This is a genomic window from Larkinella sp. C7 (assembly GCF_006149005.1).
Classification (GTDB): Bacteria; Bacteroidota; Bacteroidia; order Cytophagales; family Spirosomataceae; genus Larkinella.
This window is the reverse complement of record NZ_VBSL01000007.1, coordinates 129250-148630: the sequence shown is the minus strand read 5'-3', so window position 1 is coordinate 148630 and position 19381 is coordinate 129250. Positions and strand designations below refer to the sequence as shown.

Below are 19381 nucleotides of genomic sequence, written 5' to 3'. Positions count from 1 at the left end.
TGATAATGAAAAAGCTTCTGATTCTTCTTCTCGTAACGATCGGTGCCCCGTCAATGGCCCAAAAAATGGAAGGTGTCGTTACGTATGACCGCACGCAGGATTACGTTAAAATCATGTCCCGGATGACGTTTCTGAGCCTGGATCAGAAAGAACGCATGAAGGCTACAAACAAAAACTACAGCAGCCGCCCCACCCAAATGGTGCTGTATTTCAACGAAGATCAAAGTCTGTATACGAACGAAAGTGAATACTGGCGGAGCGAAAACGGTCAGTGGTCCTACCGAAACAGCGATTACATCATTCGCCGTGATTTCAAACAGGAAACCAAGTCGGACGTGATCGAAATGCTGGGGAGAACCTACCTCATCGACGATTCCCTGAAAACGCCCCAATGGAAGATTCTGAACCAGTTGAAAGACATTGCGGGTCATATCTGCATGAAGGCCGAAACCGAAGACCCCATCAAGCAACAGAAAGTCGTCGCGTGGTTTGCCCAGGACATTCCGGTTTCGGCGGGACCCGAGCAGTATTTCGGCCTACCGGGACTGATTCTGGAACTGGATCTCAATGACGGTGACGCGGTCATTACTGCCAGCAAGATTGAGATGCGGGACGTCTCGAAAGAATTAACCGCTACCAAAAAAATCAAAGGTAAGAAAATCAAAACCGCCGACTACGATAAATTGATCAAAGACCATATCCAGACCAGCACCAAAGCCCAGGAAAACCCGTATTGGACAATCCGGTATTGAACTTAATGATGAGTTATGAATGATGAACGATGAATGGGGCTGACGCATTCATCGTTCATCATTCATCATTCATCATTAAGTTTACAGCTTCCCTTTCTTCAATTCCGCAGCCGCGTAATTGGCCGCTCGTGCCGTTAGCGCCATAAACGTAATGGACGGGTTCTGGTTGCCGACCGACGTCATGCAGGCGCCATCGGTGACGAAAACGTTTTTGACGTTATGAAACTGATTCCACTTGTTGAGGAGCGACGTTTTGGGATCTTTGCCCATCCTGACACCGCCCATTTCGTGAATGTCCAGACCGGGATTGCGGTTATCGTCATGAGACGCGATGTTCTTACAACCTGATTTGTCGAGCATCTCGGCCCCCTGCACCAGAAAGTCTTTCAGAATTTTTACATCATTGTCGTCGTAACCCACCGACGTAATCAGTTGCGGAATGCCCCAGGGATCTTTCTGATCGGCACTGAGTCGAACGTGATTTTCGTATTTCGGAACGGTTTCGGCCTGCATCATCATGTACACGCTCCAGTCGCCCGGTGTCAGCAGACTTTCTTTAAATTCCGCCCCGAATCCTTCCTGTCCGTTGCCACGTCCCCAACCGGCGCGGCTGGCGCTGAAGGCCACCATGTAGCCCCGCTGAAAGTCCGTTTCCTGCTTTTTCACGTTCCGGAACGAAGGCATAAAAGCCGTGGTGGGACGACGTCCGTAGAAATAATGGTCCTTATAACCCTCGAACGAAGCCGTCAGGCTCCCCCGGTAATTATGGAAGGCCACATAACGACCCAGTAACCCGTTGTCGTTGCCCAGGCCATTCGGAAAGCGTTTTGAAGTCGAATTCAATAAAACCAGGTTGGAATTCAGACAGGCCGCATTGACAAAAATAATTTTGGCAAAATACTCGGTCGTTTGCTTCGTATGGGCGTCGATCACCCGCACCCCCGTTGCCTTGCCTTTCTGTTCATCGTAAATGATGGAGTGAACGACGGAGTCGGGCCGAATCGTCAGATTACCGGTTTTGGCCGCCCACGGCAAGGTCGCGGAGTTTGAACTGAAATACCCGCCAAACGGACAGCCCCGGTAGCACAGATGCCGTGCCTGGCATTGCCCTCTGCCCTGCTGCAAATGAATGGGCTGCGGTTTGGTCAGGTGGGCGCAGCGACCAATGATCACGTGCCGGTCAGCGTAGTTGGTTTTAACCGCCGTCTGGATGTGCTTTTCGACGCAGTTCAGTTCAAAAGGCGGCAGGAACTCGCCGTCGGGCAAACTGTCAATGCCGTCTTTGTTGCCACTGATGCCGACAAACTTCTCGACCCGGCTATACCAGGGGGCAAGGTCGGCGTAGCGGATGGGCCAGTCGACGGCGAAACCGTCGCGGGCCGGGGCGACAAATTCATAGTCGCTCCACCGCTGGGTTTGTCGCGCCCAGATCAGCGATTTTCCGCCCACCTGGTAGCCGCGAATCCAGTCGAACGGTTTTTCCTGAATGTAGGGATGCTCGGCATCTTTCACGAAATACTGCTGCGTGGCCTCGTCCAGCGCGTAACATTTGGTGGCTACGGGATTGGCCACTTCAAACGTGTCGGGCATCCGGTTGCGGTGGGGCAGGTCCCACGGATTGGCCATAGCAGTCGGATAATCCGTGATGTGTTTCACCATCCGGCCCCGTTCCAGCACCAGGGTTTTCAGCCCTTTTTCACACAGTTCTTTGGCGGCCCAGCCCCCGCTGATTCCCGAGCCGATGACGATGGCGTCGTAGCTCATTTGTTCTTTGGCCTTTCCGTTGAGGTTCATCGAATAGAAGCGGTTAAATCCTTTCGCAAGTTAAACAAAAACCCCTGTCGGGTTTTGAAAACCTGACAGGGGTGCCTCTTAAAACGAAAATGTGTCATCTCCTACAGCTTACTCCACCGGCGAGTCGATGACCCGCACGATTTTCCAGATGCCGCGAATGTCTTTCAACGGAACCGTAACACTGCCACCGTTTGGGTTATCAGAATGCAGCGTGAGCCGCTGTTTAGTCAGTAATTCATTGTCTTTGATGCGTTTAACGACGAAAAAATCGCGGTAAATTACCGCAAAGATGCCGCCGGACTGGTATTCCCAATTGTTCGGGTCCACCAGAATCGCCAGTACTTTCGCTCCGTTTGCCAGTTGTGGCGTCATGCTGTTGCCCGAGACTTCGATAACAACCGGGTCCTTGTGATTGCCTACCAGATGAACCGGAACGCGGTACGTTTCCATCTGTGCCATACTGATTCCTTCAATGTAGGTCTCGATGAAGCTGGCATAGAAACGCGTCGGCACAAAAGGAAGATCGGTGTACCGTACCTCCAGTTCAATAATTTTTCCGTTCTGCTCCGGCTCGTCCAATACGGGTTTTTGCCCCCGCAACAGAAAGTCGGCCCGTACCTGCGGATATTGCTCCAACAACCGCATGATGGTATCATACGATGGTTTAGCGCGGCCGTTCAGGATGTTATAAAACTTCGATGAGTTCTCACCCAGGTCTTTGGCAGCCTGGTAGATACTGATTTCCAGCGCGTCAAATACTTGCCGCAACCGCTCCTGAATCGGCTCTAAACCCTCCTCAAAAGATTTTCCGGGTTCGTTAAACATAATATAGTTGTTGACTTTTATAATATAAGTATTATATATTGTGATCAAATTTACTAAATAAAACAACAAATCCGATGAAAACTACCAGAATAATATTATACGATAGCTAAAAAACAGGATGAAGCGGCTGGGAGAATACACAAAACCGACGGTTCTGTTCGTCGATATGAACAGTTTTTTTGCCAGTTGCGAGCAACAGGTGAATTATTACCTGCGCGACCGCCCGATTGCGGTGTGCGTCTATACCGGAAAACAGGGCTGTGTGATTGCGCCCTCCATCGAAGCCAAACGACTGGGAATCAGGCTCGGGATGCGGCTGGACGAAGCCGTAAAGATTTGCCCGGACCTGGTTCCGGTTGAAACAAATTCCAAGCGCTACCGTGAATTTCACGTTGCCATCATCGATGTGCTCCGCCAGTTTACGCCCGATGTGCTGCCGAAAAGCATCGACGAAGCGGTGGTCGATCTCACGCGCTGCCAGTTGATGTACAAGGACGTGCGGGAAGTGGCTCAGCAGATCAAACGGGACATTCGCGAGAAGGTCGGCGATTATTTACGCTGCTCCATCGGGATTGCACCCAATGCGTTTCTGGCCAAATTAGGCTCCGATCTCCAGAAGCCCGACGGTCTGGTGATGATCACGCCCGAAACCATCGACGACGTTTTACGAAATCTGAAACTGACGGATTTGCCCGGTATTGGAACCCGAATGGCGAAACGGCTCGAAGACAAGGGCATTCTGACGCCCCTGAATCTGCGGTATGCGTCGCCCGAACGGCTGCGGGCGGTTTGTCAAAGCGTCATCGGCTGGCACTGGCATTTGCGGCTGAACTTCGGGGGCGAAGTGGATCTGGAAACCAGCGCCTACAAAAGCATGCAAGCCATGCGAACCATTTCGACGGCCCAGCGACGATCCGAAGAACAACTGGATGAGTTGCTCCAGTCGCTTTGCCTGACGCTCGAGCGCCGGATGGTGCGCCAGGATGTTTTCTGCCAGATCGTGACGTTCTATTGCCGGTATCATGACGGCCGAAACTACAGCGATGAAGTCCGGCTGCCCGAACCGAAGCAGGACAGTATGGAACTCTACCACCTGATTCGGCAACGCTTCGAGCGGTTTCAGAAACTTAACCAGTGTGAACCAATTTTGAACCACTCGATTCGGAGCATGAGCGTCAGTGTATTTCGCTTCATCCCCGCCCAACTGGTTCCCTTTAGCTTATTCGAAGACAATACCCGCAAAAATACCCTTCGGAAAACGGTTTATGAAGTGAAAGCGAAGTTCGGGAGCGATAAGCTGATGCGTGCCACCGAACTCCGCGATAACCCGGTATTCCGGGATGTCATCGGTTTTGGATCGATCAAGGACTTACACGATGACCAAAATCCATTTTGAATGACGGAATCGATACATTTCCATAGTTTTTTAGCGAAAACATGTTACTCTTCCTCCTTTTTGAAGTCAAAACAAGGAGCACGAACTTCGCCTTGTGTCACACGGTTTCGCAGGTATCTTTCGTTATCTAATTCGGTACAGCAACCCGGAAGCGGTTTTGCCTAAATCATCAGACTTATGAATAAATCATTCACCGTTATTGTAACCATGCTGCTTGTTGCAGTGACACTGGTTTCGTTTCGGCCCCGTCCGGAAGCCGCCAAAGCAGAGGCCAAAATCAAGTGGCTGACGATTGAGGAAGCCTTTGCGCTGAATCAGAAAACGCCGAAAAAGGTTTTCATCGACGTGTATACCGATTGGTGCGGCTGGTGCAAAGTCATGGATCGCGAAACCTTCACCAACCCTTCTGTTGTCGATTACATCAACAAAAACTACTATGCCGTTAAGTTAAACGCCGAACAGAAGGCCGACATCGTGCTGGGAACCGATAAGTTTGTATACGTTGCGCAGGGTGGCCGGGGCTATCATCAACTGGCGGCTGCGTTGTTGCGCAACCAGTTAAGCTACCCGACTGTCGTGTTTCTGAACGAGAAATTTCAGCCGATTCAACCCATCCCCGGGTATATAAAAGCCCCGGAATTTCATCAGATCATCACCTTTATCGGGGGCGATCATTACAGCAAAGAGCCTTTCGATCAGTTCAAAACAAAGACCTATCAGCAGAAATATTCCGTGAAGATTTAACGGATTGACCGTCCTCCAACGCAAAAACGACCCCGGTTTCAGAGCGGGGTCTTTTTTACGTTCAACCGTACAGAAAATAATTTGTTTACTCCTCAAAAACGAAGAACAATTTCACAGAAATTGAGGTTAGGAAAGCTTGAGCAATTTAAAACCGACGCTCGCATCCTGACAATTTATGAAACTTTTCGCCGGCTGTGAACTCCTCTACGAAGTTCCGGCTCCAGCACCTGTTGTGCTTATGTTACGCCCCCGTTCCGGTGCCGGGCAGTGGGTAATTTCCGAAGAATACCAGATCGAACCGAGCATTCCGGTTATCGAATACACCGACCCGTACGGCAATCTGTGCCAGCGACTGATGGCCCCGCAGGGCAAGTTTAAGATCCAAATATCGCTGGTGGTCGAAACCGCCGACGAAATCGATACGGCTCCCGGCGCGCCCTTTGTACCCGTGCAGGATTTGCCCGACGACACCCTGCAGTTTTTACTGCCCAGCCGCTACTGCCAGTCGGACCGGCTGGGAGCCCTGGCGGCCGAAATTACGGAAACCGCCCTCCCCGGCTACGACCAGGTTGAAGCGATCCGGAACTGGATTCAGACCCGCGTGACGTACCAGTATGGCACCAGCGATGCCAGCACGTCGGCCGTTGAAACGGCCGAAAAACGCATTGGCGTCTGCCGGGATTTTGCGCACCTGGGCATTTCGCTCTGCCGCAGCATCAACATTCCGGCCCGCATGGTGGTAGGCTATCTGCACCTGCTGGAGCCCATGGATCTGCACGCCTGGTTCGAAGCGTTCATCGATGGTCGTTGGTACACATTCGACGCCACCCAGAAAGAACCCCGTGGCAATCGAATCGTGGTCGCCTATGGCCGGGATGCGGCCGATGTGGCCCTGGCAACCCAGTATGGCGCCATGACTTTGGAAGAAATGCGGGTGTGGGTGGAAGAAAAGAAAACAGACGCATAAGTTGCCAGACAGGCGAAATAAGACCGGTTTTCTTTTTTTGTAAATAAATTTGACAAAACGGTTACATTTCATAACTTCCTGCCAATCAACTTAACCACTCAATCCATGCTGAAAGAATTTAAAACCTTCATTGCTCAGGGCAACGTACTGGATTTGGCCGTGGGTGTCATTATTGGTGCGGCTTTCGGAAAAATAACCACCTCTCTGGTTGAAGATATTATCAACCCGATCCTGGGTCTATTGACGGGCGGTGTCGATTTCAGTAATTTGAAAATTGTTCTGAAGGAAGCCGTCGGTGAAACACCGGAAGTCGCCATTCGGTACGGTAATTTCCTCAACATTGTCATTCAGTTCTTAATCATTGCCTGGGTGGTGTTTCTCATTGTTAAGGCGGCCAACCGTTTTAGGTCGCAGGAAAAGAAAGAGTAACCTTTCCACTGTACCCACTCCATCGACCCCGCTCCAGAGCGGGGTTTCTTTTTTAGAAACAAAAAGATTGGTGAAGGGGCGAACAGACTACGGTGAAACCTCTATTTTTGTCTCCGGTTTGCACATGAATCTATGAAAGGTATTAGGGAATTGATGGTTGTTTTGGGCGGAGGAGAAAGTGGTGTGGGAGCGGCTTTGCTGGCAAAAGCAAAAGGATACACGGTTTTTTTGTCGGACAAAAGTCTCTTACAGGAGTCTTATCGCCAGATTCTCCAGCAAGAGGGCATCCCGTTTGAAGAAGGACAACATACCGAAGAAACTATTTTTCAGGCCGACGAAGTGGTGAAAAGCCCCGGCATTCCCGAAAAAGCACCCATTATTCAGAAACTCCGGGAAAAGAAAATCCCGATTATCTCGGAAATCGAACTGGCTTCGCGCTACACGAAGGCCCAACTGATCGGCATTACGGGCAGCAACGGAAAAACCACCACGACGCTTCTGACCTATCATCTGCTGAAAACCGCCGGCTTCAACGTCGGTCTGGCGGGGAACATCGGTGACAGTTTCGCGCAACAGGTTCTCGACCATTCGTTTGACTATTACGTTCTAGAACTGAGCAGTTTCCAGTTGGACGATATGATTCAGGCCCGAATGAATGTCGCCATCCTGCTCAACATCACGCCCGATCACCTCGACCGCTACGAGTACCAGTTTTCGAAATACGTGGACTCGAAATTCCGTATTTTGCAAAACATGACCCCCGACGACACGTTTATCTACTACCAGGAAAGTCCGGTGATCAGCGAAGCCCTGCCGGTAAAAAAACCGGTGCCCTGGCTGTTGCCCGTGTCGCTGGTCGATGCGCCCAAACCGGGGGCTTATCTGAAAGACGGTTTGCTGGTAATCGACAACGGTTCTCACTCCCTTGAGATTCCACTGGTTGATCTGCCATTGAAAGGCAAGCATAACGCCATCAACATGCTGGCGGCAACGCTGGCGGCTCTGGCGGTCGGCGTCAAACCGGACGCACTGCGGGAAGGATTGCTGACATTCCAAAATGCCGCCCACCGGCTCGAACCGGCGGGCGAACTCAAGGGCGTGCGGTTCATCAACGACTCCAAAGCAACGAACGTCGATTCGGTTTACTACGCTTTGGAAAGCATACCAACACCGGTGGTGTGGATTGCGGGCGGGTTGGACAAAGGAAATGACTACGACCAGCTTGAGCCGTTGGTTCGGGAAAAAGTAAAAGCGTTAATTTGTCTGGGAAAAGATAACCGGAAACTGGTGAGCTATTTTGCGGACCGCGTTCCGACCTTGTTCGAGACGCAGGACGTCAACGAAGCCGTTGCCAAAGGACTGGAGCTGGCCAATCCGGGGGATACGGTTTTGTTATCCCCCGCCTGCGCCAGTTTCGATCTGTTCCGTAATTACGAAGACCGGGGCAATCAGTTCAAAGAAGCCGTTAAAAGAATTATGAATGATGAGTTAAGAGTGAAGAGTTAATGTATGCGTCAGCCATTTTAACTCTTCACTCTTAACTTTTAACTCTTCACTCAAACTATGACGATCTCTCCAACAGACTGGTTGAAAAGCAACATCAAGGGCGACTACCACATTTGGGGGGTCGTGCTTTTTCTATCGATTATGAGCGTTGCGGTGGTGTATAGTGCCACGGGGACGATGGCCTATCAGAAACTGCAATCAACGGAACATTACCTCTTCAAACACGGCGCGCTGGTGGTGCTGGGGCTGGCCTGCATGTGGGTGGCTCACCGGTTCAACTACATCTACTACGCCCGGCTGTCGCGGTTTGGCATGTGGCTGTCGGTCCCCCTCCTGCTCTGGGCTTATTTCAAAGGAACCAACCTGAACGAAGCCTCGCGCTGGATCACCATTCCGTTGATTAACCAGACCTTTCAGCCCTCGGATTTGGCCAAACTGGCCTTGATCTCCAATCTGGCCGCCATGCTGGCCAAACGGCAGCACATCAAAAAAGAACAGTATGATCCCAGCGTTTTGGTCAACATGATTGGCTGGATCGGGATTATTTGTGCCTGTATCGTTTTGAGTAACGCATCGACAGCGGCTTTGCTGGCCGCCACCTGCTTTCTGCTGATGTTCATCGGACGCGTACCCAGCAAGTATTTGCTCATCATGGTGGTGGTTTGCATGATCATGGGTAGCTTTGCTCTTTTGATCGGGCAGCGGGCTAAAACATCGGGCAGTCGTCTGACCAATTATTGGGAGACCTTCAACGGAAGGCGACCGCCCGAATTTCAGGTTGAACAATCGTACATCGCGCTGGCACACGGCGGCATTTACGGACAGGGACCGGGGAACAGCCATCAGCGGAATTTCCTGCCCCACTCCTATTCCGACTTTATTTTTGCCATGATCGTGGAAGAATACGGGCTGATCGGCGGCATTGTTATCATCGCGGCCTATCTCTACCTGCTCTGGCGCGGGATGCGGGCCATTCGAAAGGCCAACCGGGCGTATGGCGGTTTGCTGTCGGCTGGTCTAACATTCAGTATTGTGATTCAGGCGATGATCAACATGGCGGTTTCGGTCGGATTGGTTCCCGTAACGGGCCAGCCGTTGCCGCTGCTCAGCATGGGCGGCACCTCACTGCTCTTCACCGGTACGGCCATTGGCATTATCATCAGTGTGAGCCGGGGAGAAGCCGACGAAAGTAAAATATAACGTAAACCAACTGATTCCGAACGGTTTTTAACATTTCGGAATTTCAATTCGGAGTCAACCCACTATGCCAAAACGCATCATCATCAGCGGTGGAGGAACCGGCGGACACATTTACCCGGCGATTGCCATTGCCAATGAGCTGAAAACCATCGATCCAGCCACCGAGATTTTGTTCGTGGGAGCGGAAGGAAAGATGGAAATGGAAAAAGTGCCGCGGGCAGGCTACCGGATCATCGGCTTGCCGGTGGTCGGCATTAAACGGAAGCTGACGCTGGAGAATCTGGCTTTCCCGTTCAAACTGGGGCGAAGTTTTCTGAAGGCACAACAGGTTGTCCGCGACTTCGGGCCGGATGTGGCCGTGGGCGTGGGTGGCTACGCTAGTGGCCCGGTTTTGCTGGCGGCTTCGCTGAAGGGCATTCCGACACTGATTCAGGAGCAGAATTCATACGCCGGGTTAACCAACAAGCTGTTGTCGCGCGGGGCTAAAACCATCTGCGTGGCTTATCCCGGCATGGAAGCGTTTTTTCCCGTTCAAAAAATCAAGCTGACGGGTAATCCCGTCCGGACCGACATTATGCAGGCCAAAGGGAAACGCCCGGAAGGCTTGGCTTTTTTTAAGCTGGAACCCGATCGCAAAACGTTGCTGATCATCGGGGGCAGTCAGGGAGCACGGACCATCAACGAAAGCATCGAAAAAGACCTTCGGCTGCTGGTCGATTCCGGCCATCAGGTTGTCTGGCAAACCGGGCCGCTGTTCATCGAACGCGCCCGCAAAGCCATCGCCGATGCCGGGGCCAGCCGGGTCAAAGCGTTTGATTTTATTTACGAAATGGATCTGGCTTACGCAGCCGCCGACGTGGTGGTGTCGCGGGCGGGAGCCTTGTCGGTTTCCGAGCTTTGTCTGGTCGAAAAACCGGCGATTCTGGTGCCGTTTCCGGCAGCTTCGGAAGACCACCAGACCAAGAATGCGATGAGTCTGGTGAATCGACAGGCAGCTTTGCTGGTCAACGACCGCGCAGCCCCCACCGACCTGGTTTCGGCGGCCCTGCGGCTTTTGGCCGCCCCCGGGCAGCAGCAAAAGCTCAGTCAACACATTCGCGAACTGGCCCGGCCCAAAGCCGCGCGGGAAATTGCGGAAGAAGTTTTAAAATTGATAAAATAGATGGTTGGAAATGGTTTGACTCGTTTAAATGGCTGCATGGTTAAATGGTTACAGGTCTAAAAACCATCCAACCATATTTAACCATCAAAACCATTTTTAACCATTCAAACCATCATAGCCATTTAACCATCAAAACCATCGTAGACCATTAAAAATGAATAACATCCGTTACGTTTATTTTCTGGGAATTGGCGGTATTGGCATGAGTGCCCTGGCGCGGTGGTTTCTGGTCAACGGGTATGAAGTAGCGGGATATGACCGCACCGCCACAACCCTGACCAACGCCCTGCAACAGGAAGGCATGGCCATTCACTTTGAGGAAGATGTCGAACAGATTCCGGCGCATTTTCGGGAAAACCGGGACGAAACCCTGGTCATTTACACGCCTGCCGTACCCAAAACCCATCTGGAATACATTTACCTGACCGAACACGGTTTTACGTTGCAGAAACGGTCGCAGGTGCTGGGTTTGCTGGCCGGGCGGATGACCACCGTGGCCATTGCCGGCACCCACGGCAAAACGACCACTTCGTCGATGGTGGCCCATATTCTGAAAGATTCGGGCGTCAACTGTGCGGCTTTTCTGGGCGGCATTACCCAAAATTACGGCACCAATTTTCTGCTGAACGAACCCACCGACGATCTGTCGAAGGTCATTTGCGTGGTGGAAGCCGATGAATTTGACCGGTCGTTTCTGACCCTGTTTCCGCAGGTGGCTATCGTCACCTCGACCGACGCCGACCACCTGGATATTTATGGCGACCACAACGCGGTTCTGGATTCATTCAGTGCTTTTGTCGGCCAGATTAAACCGGATGGAACCCTGTTCATGAAACGGGGGCTGGCATTGGCCGACCGCACCCCGGCGACCGTTTATGAGTACGCGTTAGACGAAGGCTCGTTCTACAGTAAGAATTTGCGCATCGAAAACGCCTGCTTCGTTTTCGACATCGTTTATCCTCAGGGCGTTATCGAAAATATAGCTCTGCAGATGCCCGGTTTTCATAACGTCGAGAATGCCGTCGCTGCTGCGGCTGCCGCTTTGCAGGTGGGTGTCGCACCAGAACAGATCCGGCAGGCACTCGGAAATTATAAGGGGGTAAAACGTCGCTTCGAGTACATACTCAAATCAAAAAACGTTATATTTATCGATGATTATGCCCATCACCCCGCCGAAGTATTTGCCTTTTTATCGTCATTGAAAGCGTTGTATCCGGAGCGGAAGGTAACGGCCATTTTTCAGCCGCACCTCTTTAGCCGGACCCGTGATTTTGCCGATGAGTTTGCAAAGAGCCTTTCGCTGGCCGATCGGGTTATTTTGCTCGATATTTACCCCGCTCGTGAGTTACCCATCGAGGGGGTGAGTGCCGACCTGATTTTTAAATCGATTTTGTCTGAAAATAAAGTTCAATGCACCAAAGCGGACCTGCCCGATCTGCTGCGAAACGAACCGCCGGAATTGGTGGCCACCATCGGCGCAGGCGATATCGATCAGATGATTCCGGTGTTGCGAAACCTATTTGAGACCAATCAATAAAAATTCATCTCTTTTAAAGTTAATAAACACGGATGTTTTCTATTTTTCCCTTAAATAGAACTTTCATTCTGACCGTAGCCGGTTTGGCTATTTTGGTGGGGCTAATTGCTTTTACCGAACACCGCCAAAACCACCGCCAGTGTGAAGGCATCGACATCCGGATGGACGAAGTTGATGGCCACCGGTTTTTAAACCGGAACGATGTACTGAAAACGCTGACCAACGAAGGCGCCGATCCACTCCTGGGCGATGACTATGCCGACCTGGATTTGAAGCTTTTGGAAAGACGGCTGAAACAGAATGGGTTGATAAAAAGTTGTCAGTTGTATCGGGACCTGAAAGGCATTCTGATCGCTGATATCAAGCAGCAACGGCCGTTGGCGCGGCTGGTTCCGGATGGCGATGAGGACAAATCAGCGTATGCCGGTTATTATTTGACCGAAGAAGGGCGCTGGTTTCCACTGTCCATGAATTATACGGCACGGGTTGTTCTGGTGTCCGGTTCGTATTTCAGCGAACGGAAATCGTTGACGACGGAGCAAAACCAACCGTTGATTGAGTTACTGAAGCAGATTGAAAAAGACCCGTTCTGGAAAGCGCAGGTGGCCCAGGTGGTAGTCGACAGAAATCGCGAGGTTACGCTGATTCCGCAGGTGGGCGACTGTTTGATCGAAATCGGGCAACCCGTCGAACTGGAGTCTAAATTTGAAAAGATTAAATTGTTTTACAAGCATATTCTGCCCCTGAAAGGGTGGGAACGATACCGGAGGGTTAGTGTGCAGTACCGTAACCAGATTGTGTGCGAATGATACCTAAGCAGGAAGAAATTATAGTTGGACTGGACATCGGCAGCACCAAAGTGTGCGCCGTGGCCGGTCGCCTTATCCGCAGTAACGATCACGCTCGCCTGGATGTCCTGGGCGTGGGAAAAGCCATTTCCAAAGGAGTCACCAAAGGCTCCGTCGTCAATATTGGGCAAACCGTCGAAGCTATCAACCGGGCGGTTGAGGAAGCCGCCGGACAAGCCAACATCGATATTCACGTCGTGAATGTCAGTTTTTCCGGGCAAAACGTAACCGCCCGCCGACAACACGGCAGCATTACGCGCACGTCGCCCGGGGACGAGGTGGTGGCCGACGACATCGACCACCTGGTGGGCGATATGTACCGTTCGGTTCTGCCGGCCGGTGCGGAAATCGTCCACGTCCTGCCAATGGATTTCACGGTCGACAGCGAATCGAACATCGACTACCCCGTTGGGCGTATCGGAGTTAAGCTGGAAGCTGATTTTCAAGTCATTACCGCCCAAACGAGTTCCGCTTCCTACACCCGGAAATGTATTCAGCGCGCCCGTTCGGTATCACCCCAGAAAGAACCGCTGGAAAACGACAAATTCCTGCTGGCGCCCCTCGCGTCGGCTTTGGCGGTTTTAACCGATGAGGAAAAACACGCCGGTGTCGCCCTGGTCGATATTGGCGGTGGAACGACTGAAATTGCGATTTATCACAAAAATGTGCTGCGGCATGTCGCCGTGGTTCCCTACGCGGGAAATAGCCTGACGGCCGACCTGGAAGTCGGGTGCCGGGTGTTGCCAACGCAGGCTGAACTGCTGAAGACGAAGTTTGGCAGTGCCGATCCCACGGATTTCCGACTGAATGAAGTCGTGGCGGTTCCGAACCTGAGCGGTCGGCCCCCCAAAGATATTCTGCTGAAAAACGTGGCTCTCGTCATTGAGGCCCGTCTGAAAGAAATCGCAGCGATGGTACAGGCCGAAATCATCCGCTCCGGCTACCGCGACAAACTGGTAGGCGGTGTGGTGCTGACCGGCGGAACGGCTTCGATCTCAGGCATCGAGCGGATTTTTGAGCGCGTTACAGGTCTCGACGTCCGGATTGGTTTTCCGGATCAACTGGAACATAATGTCAAGGCGGACCTGGTCAGCGACCCGGCTTTTGCCACGGCAGTGGGTCTGGTGTGGGCCGGTTTCAAACGGTTAGACGACCGCATTCCGTTGCAGCACATGGTTTTGAATCCGGTGATTGGTTCCGGCACGAACGGACATGGTCACGGTCATGGACACGGTACAAACGGACAGACATCCGGGAAGAATACGAAAGACACGGGTAAAGGAGAAGAAAAAGGGGGAGGAGGGTTTATGACCTGGGTTCGGAAGTTTCTGACCGATGACATCGGCAAAGACCTCGGCCCCGACGACCGGTACAATCAGTAAGTACTCAATTTTGACGGCAAAACGTACTGGCTATCCAGCGTTACCAAATATATATTTATAGCAACAAACATTAGCAGGTATGCCAGAGGCATTGGAGTACGGCATGAGGTTTGAATTCCCCGACGAGGAGGATGACCCAATCATTAAAGTAATAGGCGTCGGTGGCGGTGGCAGCAATGCCGTCAACCACATGTTTCGAATGGGCGTGAAGGATGTGGATTTTATTGTCTGCAACACCGACCGCCAGTCGCTGACCAATAGCCCGGTAAAGACCAAAATCCAATTGGGAGCCCTTCTGACTTCCGGATTGGGGGCCGGAACGAACCCTGAAGTGGGCCGTCAGGCAGCCTTGGAAAATACGGACGACATCCGGCAGTTACTGGGCGAACCCACCAAGATGGTTTTCATCACGGCGGGGATGGGGGGTGGAACCGGAACCGGGGCCGCACCGGTTATTGCACAGATTGCCCGGGAAATGGGCTTGCTGACGATTGCCGTCGTTACGGCACCGTTCGACTTTGAAGGCATCGAGAAGCTTGATCAGGCCATGCGCGGTATCGAAGAGTTGAAGGAATACTGCGACACCGTACTGGTCATTCTCAACGATAAGCTGGCGGAAATCTTTGAGGATTTTCCGATGGATCAGGCATTTGCCAAGGCCGATGACGTGCTGGCGAATGCCGTTAAAAGTATCGCGGAAATCATTACCGTTCAGGGTGAAATCAACGTCGACTTCATGGACGTCAAACGCGTACTGGAAGGTGCCGGTCAAGCCGTGATGGGTTCTGCCGATGCCGAAGGCGAAACCCGCGCACTGACCGCCATTCAGGATGCCCTCAACTCGCCGTTGCTCAACGACCGCGACATTCGGGGTGCCAAACGGATTCTGCTCACGATGGCGTCGGGTCCGGATGCCCGTACGACCATGCGGGAATTGCAGATCATTACCGGTTATATCAAAGAAAAAATCGGCAAAGACAAGCAGGCGCATCTCTTCAAATACGGTACGATCAAAGACAAGTCTTTGGGCAAAAATCTCCGCGTGACGGTGATTGCTGCAGGTTTTGATTTGCCCGCCGAACGACCGGATTTTCCGCCAACGAACTGGAAACAACCAGAGCCGGAGCTGAAAAAAGAGGAGATAACCGACGAATTACCCGTTGAGGAAGAAGAAGATACGGAGCTGGTAACGGAGGACCAACCCCAGGGAGCAGACACCCTGACCCGGGGTGGTAATAACGTTGAGGTAGCGCCGGTACCCGATCCGGTAATCCGTCCGCATCTGACCAGCATCGACGACATTCTGATTGACGAAAAGCGGGAAGATGACTTGCTGCTGATTCAGAAAATGGTCGAAGGATTTTCGCAGGGGCGTTATTCGGAGCGGGAAAGGGAATTGGAAACGCCGGCTTTTGCCCGCCAGAAAGTGAATTTATACGAAATACCGCTTCTCGATGAGCGGGATATTATTCGTACCCGACTGAATGATTGAGTTGTCATTGCGTGATTGAGCGAGTTAGTGATTGGCGGGGCCGCCAATCACTAACTCGCTCAATCAAAAATCAATTAATTGCTGCGCCTGTTGTTGCAGGAGCAGGTTATAAAGCTCATTGTGCAGAGCGCCTTCTTTCCAGTAATTCCGGATCTGCGCCAGTTTCACGCGCAGCGCCAGTGTATTCGTCCCCAGATAGCTAAAAATATCATTCAAATGGCTGAGAGCCAGGGCTCCACCCTGGTGATTGGCGGATAGCCCCACCAGTGCAACTTTCTTGTTTGATAAACCGCTGGGATAACTCATTCCGTCGATAAAGGCTTTCAGGACACCGGGATACGAATTGTTGTACTCCGGGACGATAAACACCATTTTCTTCGCCTGTTCGACCACTTCCTTATACCGGTTGAATTCAGGATTTTTTCCCGTATTTTCGTACAAGGCCGTCGTCATAAAATCGGGGGGAAGTCCACTTAAATCCAGAATATCACTCGGTTTACCCATTTGTTGCAAAATGAGGTGGTAATAATCGGCAATATGGCGCGACATGGAGTCTTTCCGATTGGTTCCGACGATGATGATGATGGGATTTTCACGTACCGGTTCGGTAGGATTTGTATTCATATCCTTGTTTTCGTTCTGCTGAATAGACACTCAGTTGGAGCAATAACAACCCGTTCGGGTTTTAGTTCAAGTACAAAAATGACTCACCAGAACGTTAAGGCTGAGCTATTGGCGCTGGCGGTTCCCGAAAAAGCCGTCTTTTTCAAACGATTTTTTAAAACCGGGCCGGGCCAGTACGGCGAAGGCGATGAATTTCTGGGCTTGTCGGTTCCACAACAGCGCATCATTGCCCAAACCTACCGGCTGCTGCCGCCAGAGGAGACGGAAAAGCTCGTGCGGGACCCGTTTCACGAATGCCGTCTGACGGGCCTCATCATCTGGACCAACCAGGTCAAACGGCCCGGCGAAGAAAACCGGCGACTGATTTTCGATTACTACCTCCGGAATAAAAACTTTGTCAACAACTGGGACCTGGTGGACACGAGCTGTCCCGGAATCGTTGGCAACTACCTGCTGAACAAAGACCGCAGCGTTTTATACGAACTGGCGCAGGAAAACCACCTGTGGTCGCAGCGAATTGCGATGGTGTCTACGCTGGCTTTTATTCGTAAAAACCAGTTTCAGGACACTTTTCAGATTGCCGAACTGTTGCTTAGTCACCGGCACGATCTCATTCACAAAGCCGTTGGCTGGATGCTGCGGGAAGTAGGAAAGAAAAATCCGGATGCGCTCGAAGAGTTCCTGCACGACCATGCGGGGCGGTTTCCGCGGACGGCTTTACGGTATGCCATCGAACGGTTTGACCCCGTCCGGCGAAAGTACTACCTTGATCTATGAGCAGCCCTGCCGTTTTCTTACTATCTTTGCCCCCTGCCTGAAAAGCAAAGTTATTGATTGCGAACTGTTAACTGGAGACTGACCCCCTATGTCGTGGTTTATCCGTAAAGAAAAAGGTATCAACACGCCAACCGAAGAGAAGCGCGAAGCGCCGGACGGCTTGTGGTACCAATGCCCGAATTGCAAGAAAATTATGCATTCGCGGGAACACAAGATCAACGCCTATACCTGCGTACACTGCAACTACCACGAAAAAATCGGTTCGGATGCCTATTTTTCCATCCTGTTCGACGACGGTGTATTTACGGAACTGGATGCGAACATGACCTCGGGTGATCCGCTGAAGTTTGTCGACACGAAGCCGTATCCGGAACGCGTGAAAGCGACCATCAACAAAACGCAGCTCAAAGATGCCGTTCGGTCGGCCTACGGGCAGATGAACGAACTGGAGGTTACGGTGGCCTGTATGGACTTTAATTTCATCGGCGGTTCGATGGGATCGGTGGTGGGCGAAAAAATTGCCCGGGCCATCGACCATTCGATCAAAACCCGGACGCCGTTCGTCATGATTTCGAAATCAGGCGGAGCGCGGATGATGGAAGCCGGTTATTCGCTGATGCAAATGGCCAAAACCTCGGCGAAACTGGCGCTATTATCGAACGAGAAAATACCGTATGTTTCCCTGCTGACCGACCCAACCACCGGCGGTGTGACGGCGTCCTTTGCGATGCTGGGCGATTTCAACATTGCCGAGCCGGGGGCTTTGATCGGCTTTGCCGGGCCACGCGTCATTCGCGAAACCATCGGTAAAAACCTGCCCGAAGGGTTCCAGAGTGCCGAGTTCGTACTGGATCACGGTTTTCTGGATTTCATTGTCGATCGGAAAGATCTGAAAGACAAGCTGACGGGGTTGTTTAAAATGTTGCAGTAACTTATGCGCCTGGTCTCCCATCCCGTTCTCTGCAATTACTACATCACCTATCGCTGCAATGCGACCTGTAGTTTCTGCGACATTTGGGAGCGTCCCTCGCCCTACGTGACGCTGGAGAACGTGCGCGACAACCTGCGGGATTTGAAGCGGCTGGGCGTCCGGGTTATCGATTTTACGGGGGGTGAACCCCTGTTGCACCGCCAACTGGACGACCTGCTCCGCGAAGCCAAAAACATCGGGCTCATTACCACCATTACGACCAATGGGCTGCTCTACCCCAAATACGCCGAACGGCTGCACGGTCTGGTCGATATGCTGCATTTTTCGCTGGATTCGCCGATTGCGGAAGAACACGACAAATCGCGGGGCGTGAAGTGTTTCGATAAAGTGATGGACTCCATCGCCATCGCGAAACAACTAGGCGAACGGCCGGATATTCTGTTCACGGTTTTTGAACACAACGTTCACCAGATCAAACAACTGCACGAAGAAATTTGCCTACCCAATGACCTGGTTCTGATTTTGAATCCGGTTTTTGAATACAACGACGTTGAAACCGGGGGCGGTTTTTCGGAGAAGACCTTGCAGGAAATGACGTGGTGGGGCAAACAGAAAAACGTGTATCTCAACGACGCCTTCATTCAACTCCGGCGCGATGGCGGCAACCATGTCGACGATCCGATTTGTCTGGCCGGCAGCACCACCCTGGTGATTTCCCCCGAAAACAAATTGGTACTTCCCTGCTACCACCTCGGCCTGAAAGACCTGCCCATCGACGGCAAGCTGTATGATCTCTATCGCTCTGATGAAGTGCAGAAACTGATTGCACTGGAAGGTCGGCTGCCGGGTTGCGAAGGCTGCGCCATCAATTGCTACATGCAGCCTTCCTTTGCCGTTGAAATGAACCGGTATTGGTGGAAAGCCCTCCCCAGCACCTTAAAATACAACCGCATCAAGGGAACCTGGAAGCAATTGTTCTAACCTCCACAGGATCGCTCCGCTACAATTCCTTTTG

18 protein-coding genes are annotated in these 19381 nt (G+C 51.9%); 15 read left to right on the top strand and 3 right to left on the bottom strand.

The features are described from left to right. The first annotated feature begins 5 nt into the window (after window positions 1-5). Complete coding sequence (locus FH871_RS18885) at window positions 6-752, top strand: GLPGLI family protein (protein ID WP_138992963.1); 747 nt, start codon at window positions 6-8, stop codon at window positions 750-752. Window positions 753-833: 81 nt separating this feature from the next. Here the strand turns inward: FH871_RS18885 and FH871_RS18880 are convergent, their stop codons facing one another. Together FH871_RS18880 and FH871_RS18875 are read right to left on the bottom strand one after the other, a co-directional pair. Further along, window positions 834-2546, bottom strand: a complete 1713-nt coding sequence (locus FH871_RS18880; RefSeq protein ID WP_138992962.1) for a GMC oxidoreductase — start codon at window positions 2544-2546, stop codon at window positions 834-836. Between the two features lie 108 nt (window positions 2547-2654). Next, window positions 2655-3371 carry a LexA family transcriptional regulator gene (locus tag FH871_RS18875; protein ID WP_114407483.1) on the bottom strand — a complete coding sequence of 239 codons (717 nt, stop codon included), beginning with the start codon at window positions 3369-3371 and terminating at the stop codon, window positions 2655-2657. Window positions 3372-3489: 118 nt separating this feature from the next. Here FH871_RS18875 and FH871_RS18870 point away from each other — a divergent pair, with 118 nt between their 5' ends. The 11 genes from FH871_RS18870 (at window position 3490) to ftsZ (ending at window position 16034) form a co-directional block, all read left to right on the top strand. Continuing rightward, window positions 3490-4767: a DNA polymerase IV gene (locus FH871_RS18870; protein WP_138992961.1), complete on the top strand. Its 1278-nt coding sequence runs from the start codon at window positions 3490-3492 to the stop codon at window positions 4765-4767. A gap of 177 nt (window positions 4768-4944) precedes the next feature. Beyond that, window positions 4945-5511: a DUF255 domain-containing protein gene (locus FH871_RS18865; RefSeq protein WP_229317386.1), complete on the top strand. Its 567-nt coding sequence runs from the start codon at window positions 4945-4947 to the stop codon at window positions 5509-5511. A 175-nt stretch (window positions 5512-5686) separates the two neighbouring features. Continuing rightward, on the top strand, window positions 5687-6478 hold the full coding sequence (locus tag FH871_RS18860) for a transglutaminase family protein (protein WP_138992960.1): 792 nt from the start codon (window positions 5687-5689) through the stop codon (window positions 6476-6478). 105 nt (window positions 6479-6583) lie between these two features. Next, window positions 6584-6907: a large-conductance mechanosensitive channel protein MscL gene (gene mscL / locus FH871_RS18855; protein WP_138992959.1), complete on the top strand. Its 324-nt coding sequence runs from the start codon at window positions 6584-6586 to the stop codon at window positions 6905-6907. Window positions 6908-7039: 132 nt separating this feature from the next. Further along, complete coding sequence (gene murD, locus FH871_RS18850; RefSeq protein WP_138992958.1) at window positions 7040-8413, top strand: UDP-N-acetylmuramoyl-L-alanine--D-glutamate ligase; 1374 nt, start codon at window positions 7040-7042, stop codon at window positions 8411-8413. Between the two features lie 57 nt (window positions 8414-8470). Further along, window positions 8471-9613 carry an FtsW/RodA/SpoVE family cell cycle protein gene (locus tag FH871_RS18845; RefSeq protein ID WP_171062887.1) on the top strand — a complete coding sequence of 381 codons (1143 nt, stop codon included), beginning with the start codon at window positions 8471-8473 and terminating at the stop codon, window positions 9611-9613. Window positions 9614-9677: 64 nt separating this feature from the next. Then, the gene (gene murG / locus FH871_RS18840; protein ID WP_138992957.1) at window positions 9678-10775 is read left to right on the top strand and encodes an undecaprenyldiphospho-muramoylpentapeptide beta-N-acetylglucosaminyltransferase; all 1098 of its coding nucleotides are present in this window, start codon (window positions 9678-9680) and stop codon (window positions 10773-10775) included. Between the two features lie 154 nt (window positions 10776-10929). Beyond that, window positions 10930-12312 (top strand): UDP-N-acetylmuramate--L-alanine ligase, encoded by a 1383-nt coding sequence (gene murC, locus FH871_RS18835; RefSeq protein WP_138992956.1) that lies wholly within the window; start codon window positions 10930-10932, stop codon window positions 12310-12312. Between the two features lie 32 nt (window positions 12313-12344). Beyond that, window positions 12345-13121 (top strand): cell division protein FtsQ/DivIB, encoded by a 777-nt coding sequence (locus FH871_RS18830; RefSeq protein ID WP_138992955.1) that lies wholly within the window; start codon window positions 12345-12347, stop codon window positions 13119-13121. After that, the gene (ftsA, locus tag FH871_RS18825; RefSeq protein ID WP_138992954.1) at window positions 13118-14542 is read left to right on the top strand and encodes a cell division protein FtsA; all 1425 of its coding nucleotides are present in this window, start codon (window positions 13118-13120) and stop codon (window positions 14540-14542) included. Before FH871_RS18830 ends, ftsA begins: the two co-directional genes overlap by 4 nt. A gap of 79 nt (window positions 14543-14621) precedes the next feature. Beyond that, window positions 14622-16034 carry a cell division protein FtsZ gene (gene ftsZ, locus FH871_RS18820; protein ID WP_138992953.1) on the top strand — a complete coding sequence of 471 codons (1413 nt, stop codon included), beginning with the start codon at window positions 14622-14624 and terminating at the stop codon, window positions 16032-16034. Window positions 16035-16097: 63 nt separating this feature from the next. Here the strand turns inward: ftsZ and FH871_RS18815 are convergent, their stop codons facing one another. Beyond that, a complete protein-coding gene (locus FH871_RS18815; RefSeq protein WP_138992952.1) occupies window positions 16098-16658 on the bottom strand; it encodes an NADPH-dependent FMN reductase in 561 nt (186 codons plus the stop codon). 78 nt (window positions 16659-16736) lie between these two features. On the opposite strand from FH871_RS18815, the gene FH871_RS18810 reads away from it, so the two are divergent. From FH871_RS18810 to FH871_RS18800, 3 genes are all read left to right on the top strand, one after another. Next, window positions 16737-17435, top strand: a complete 699-nt coding sequence (locus FH871_RS18810; protein ID WP_138992951.1) for a DNA alkylation repair protein — start codon at window positions 16737-16739, stop codon at window positions 17433-17435. An 88-nt stretch (window positions 17436-17523) separates the two neighbouring features. Continuing rightward, window positions 17524-18366, top strand: a complete 843-nt coding sequence (gene accD, locus FH871_RS18805; RefSeq protein WP_138992950.1) for an acetyl-CoA carboxylase, carboxyltransferase subunit beta — start codon at window positions 17524-17526, stop codon at window positions 18364-18366. A gap of 3 nt (window positions 18367-18369) precedes the next feature. Further along, window positions 18370-19347, top strand: a complete 978-nt coding sequence (locus FH871_RS18800; RefSeq protein ID WP_138992949.1) for a radical SAM protein — start codon at window positions 18370-18372, stop codon at window positions 19345-19347. Window positions 19348-19381: the final 34 nt, after the last annotated feature.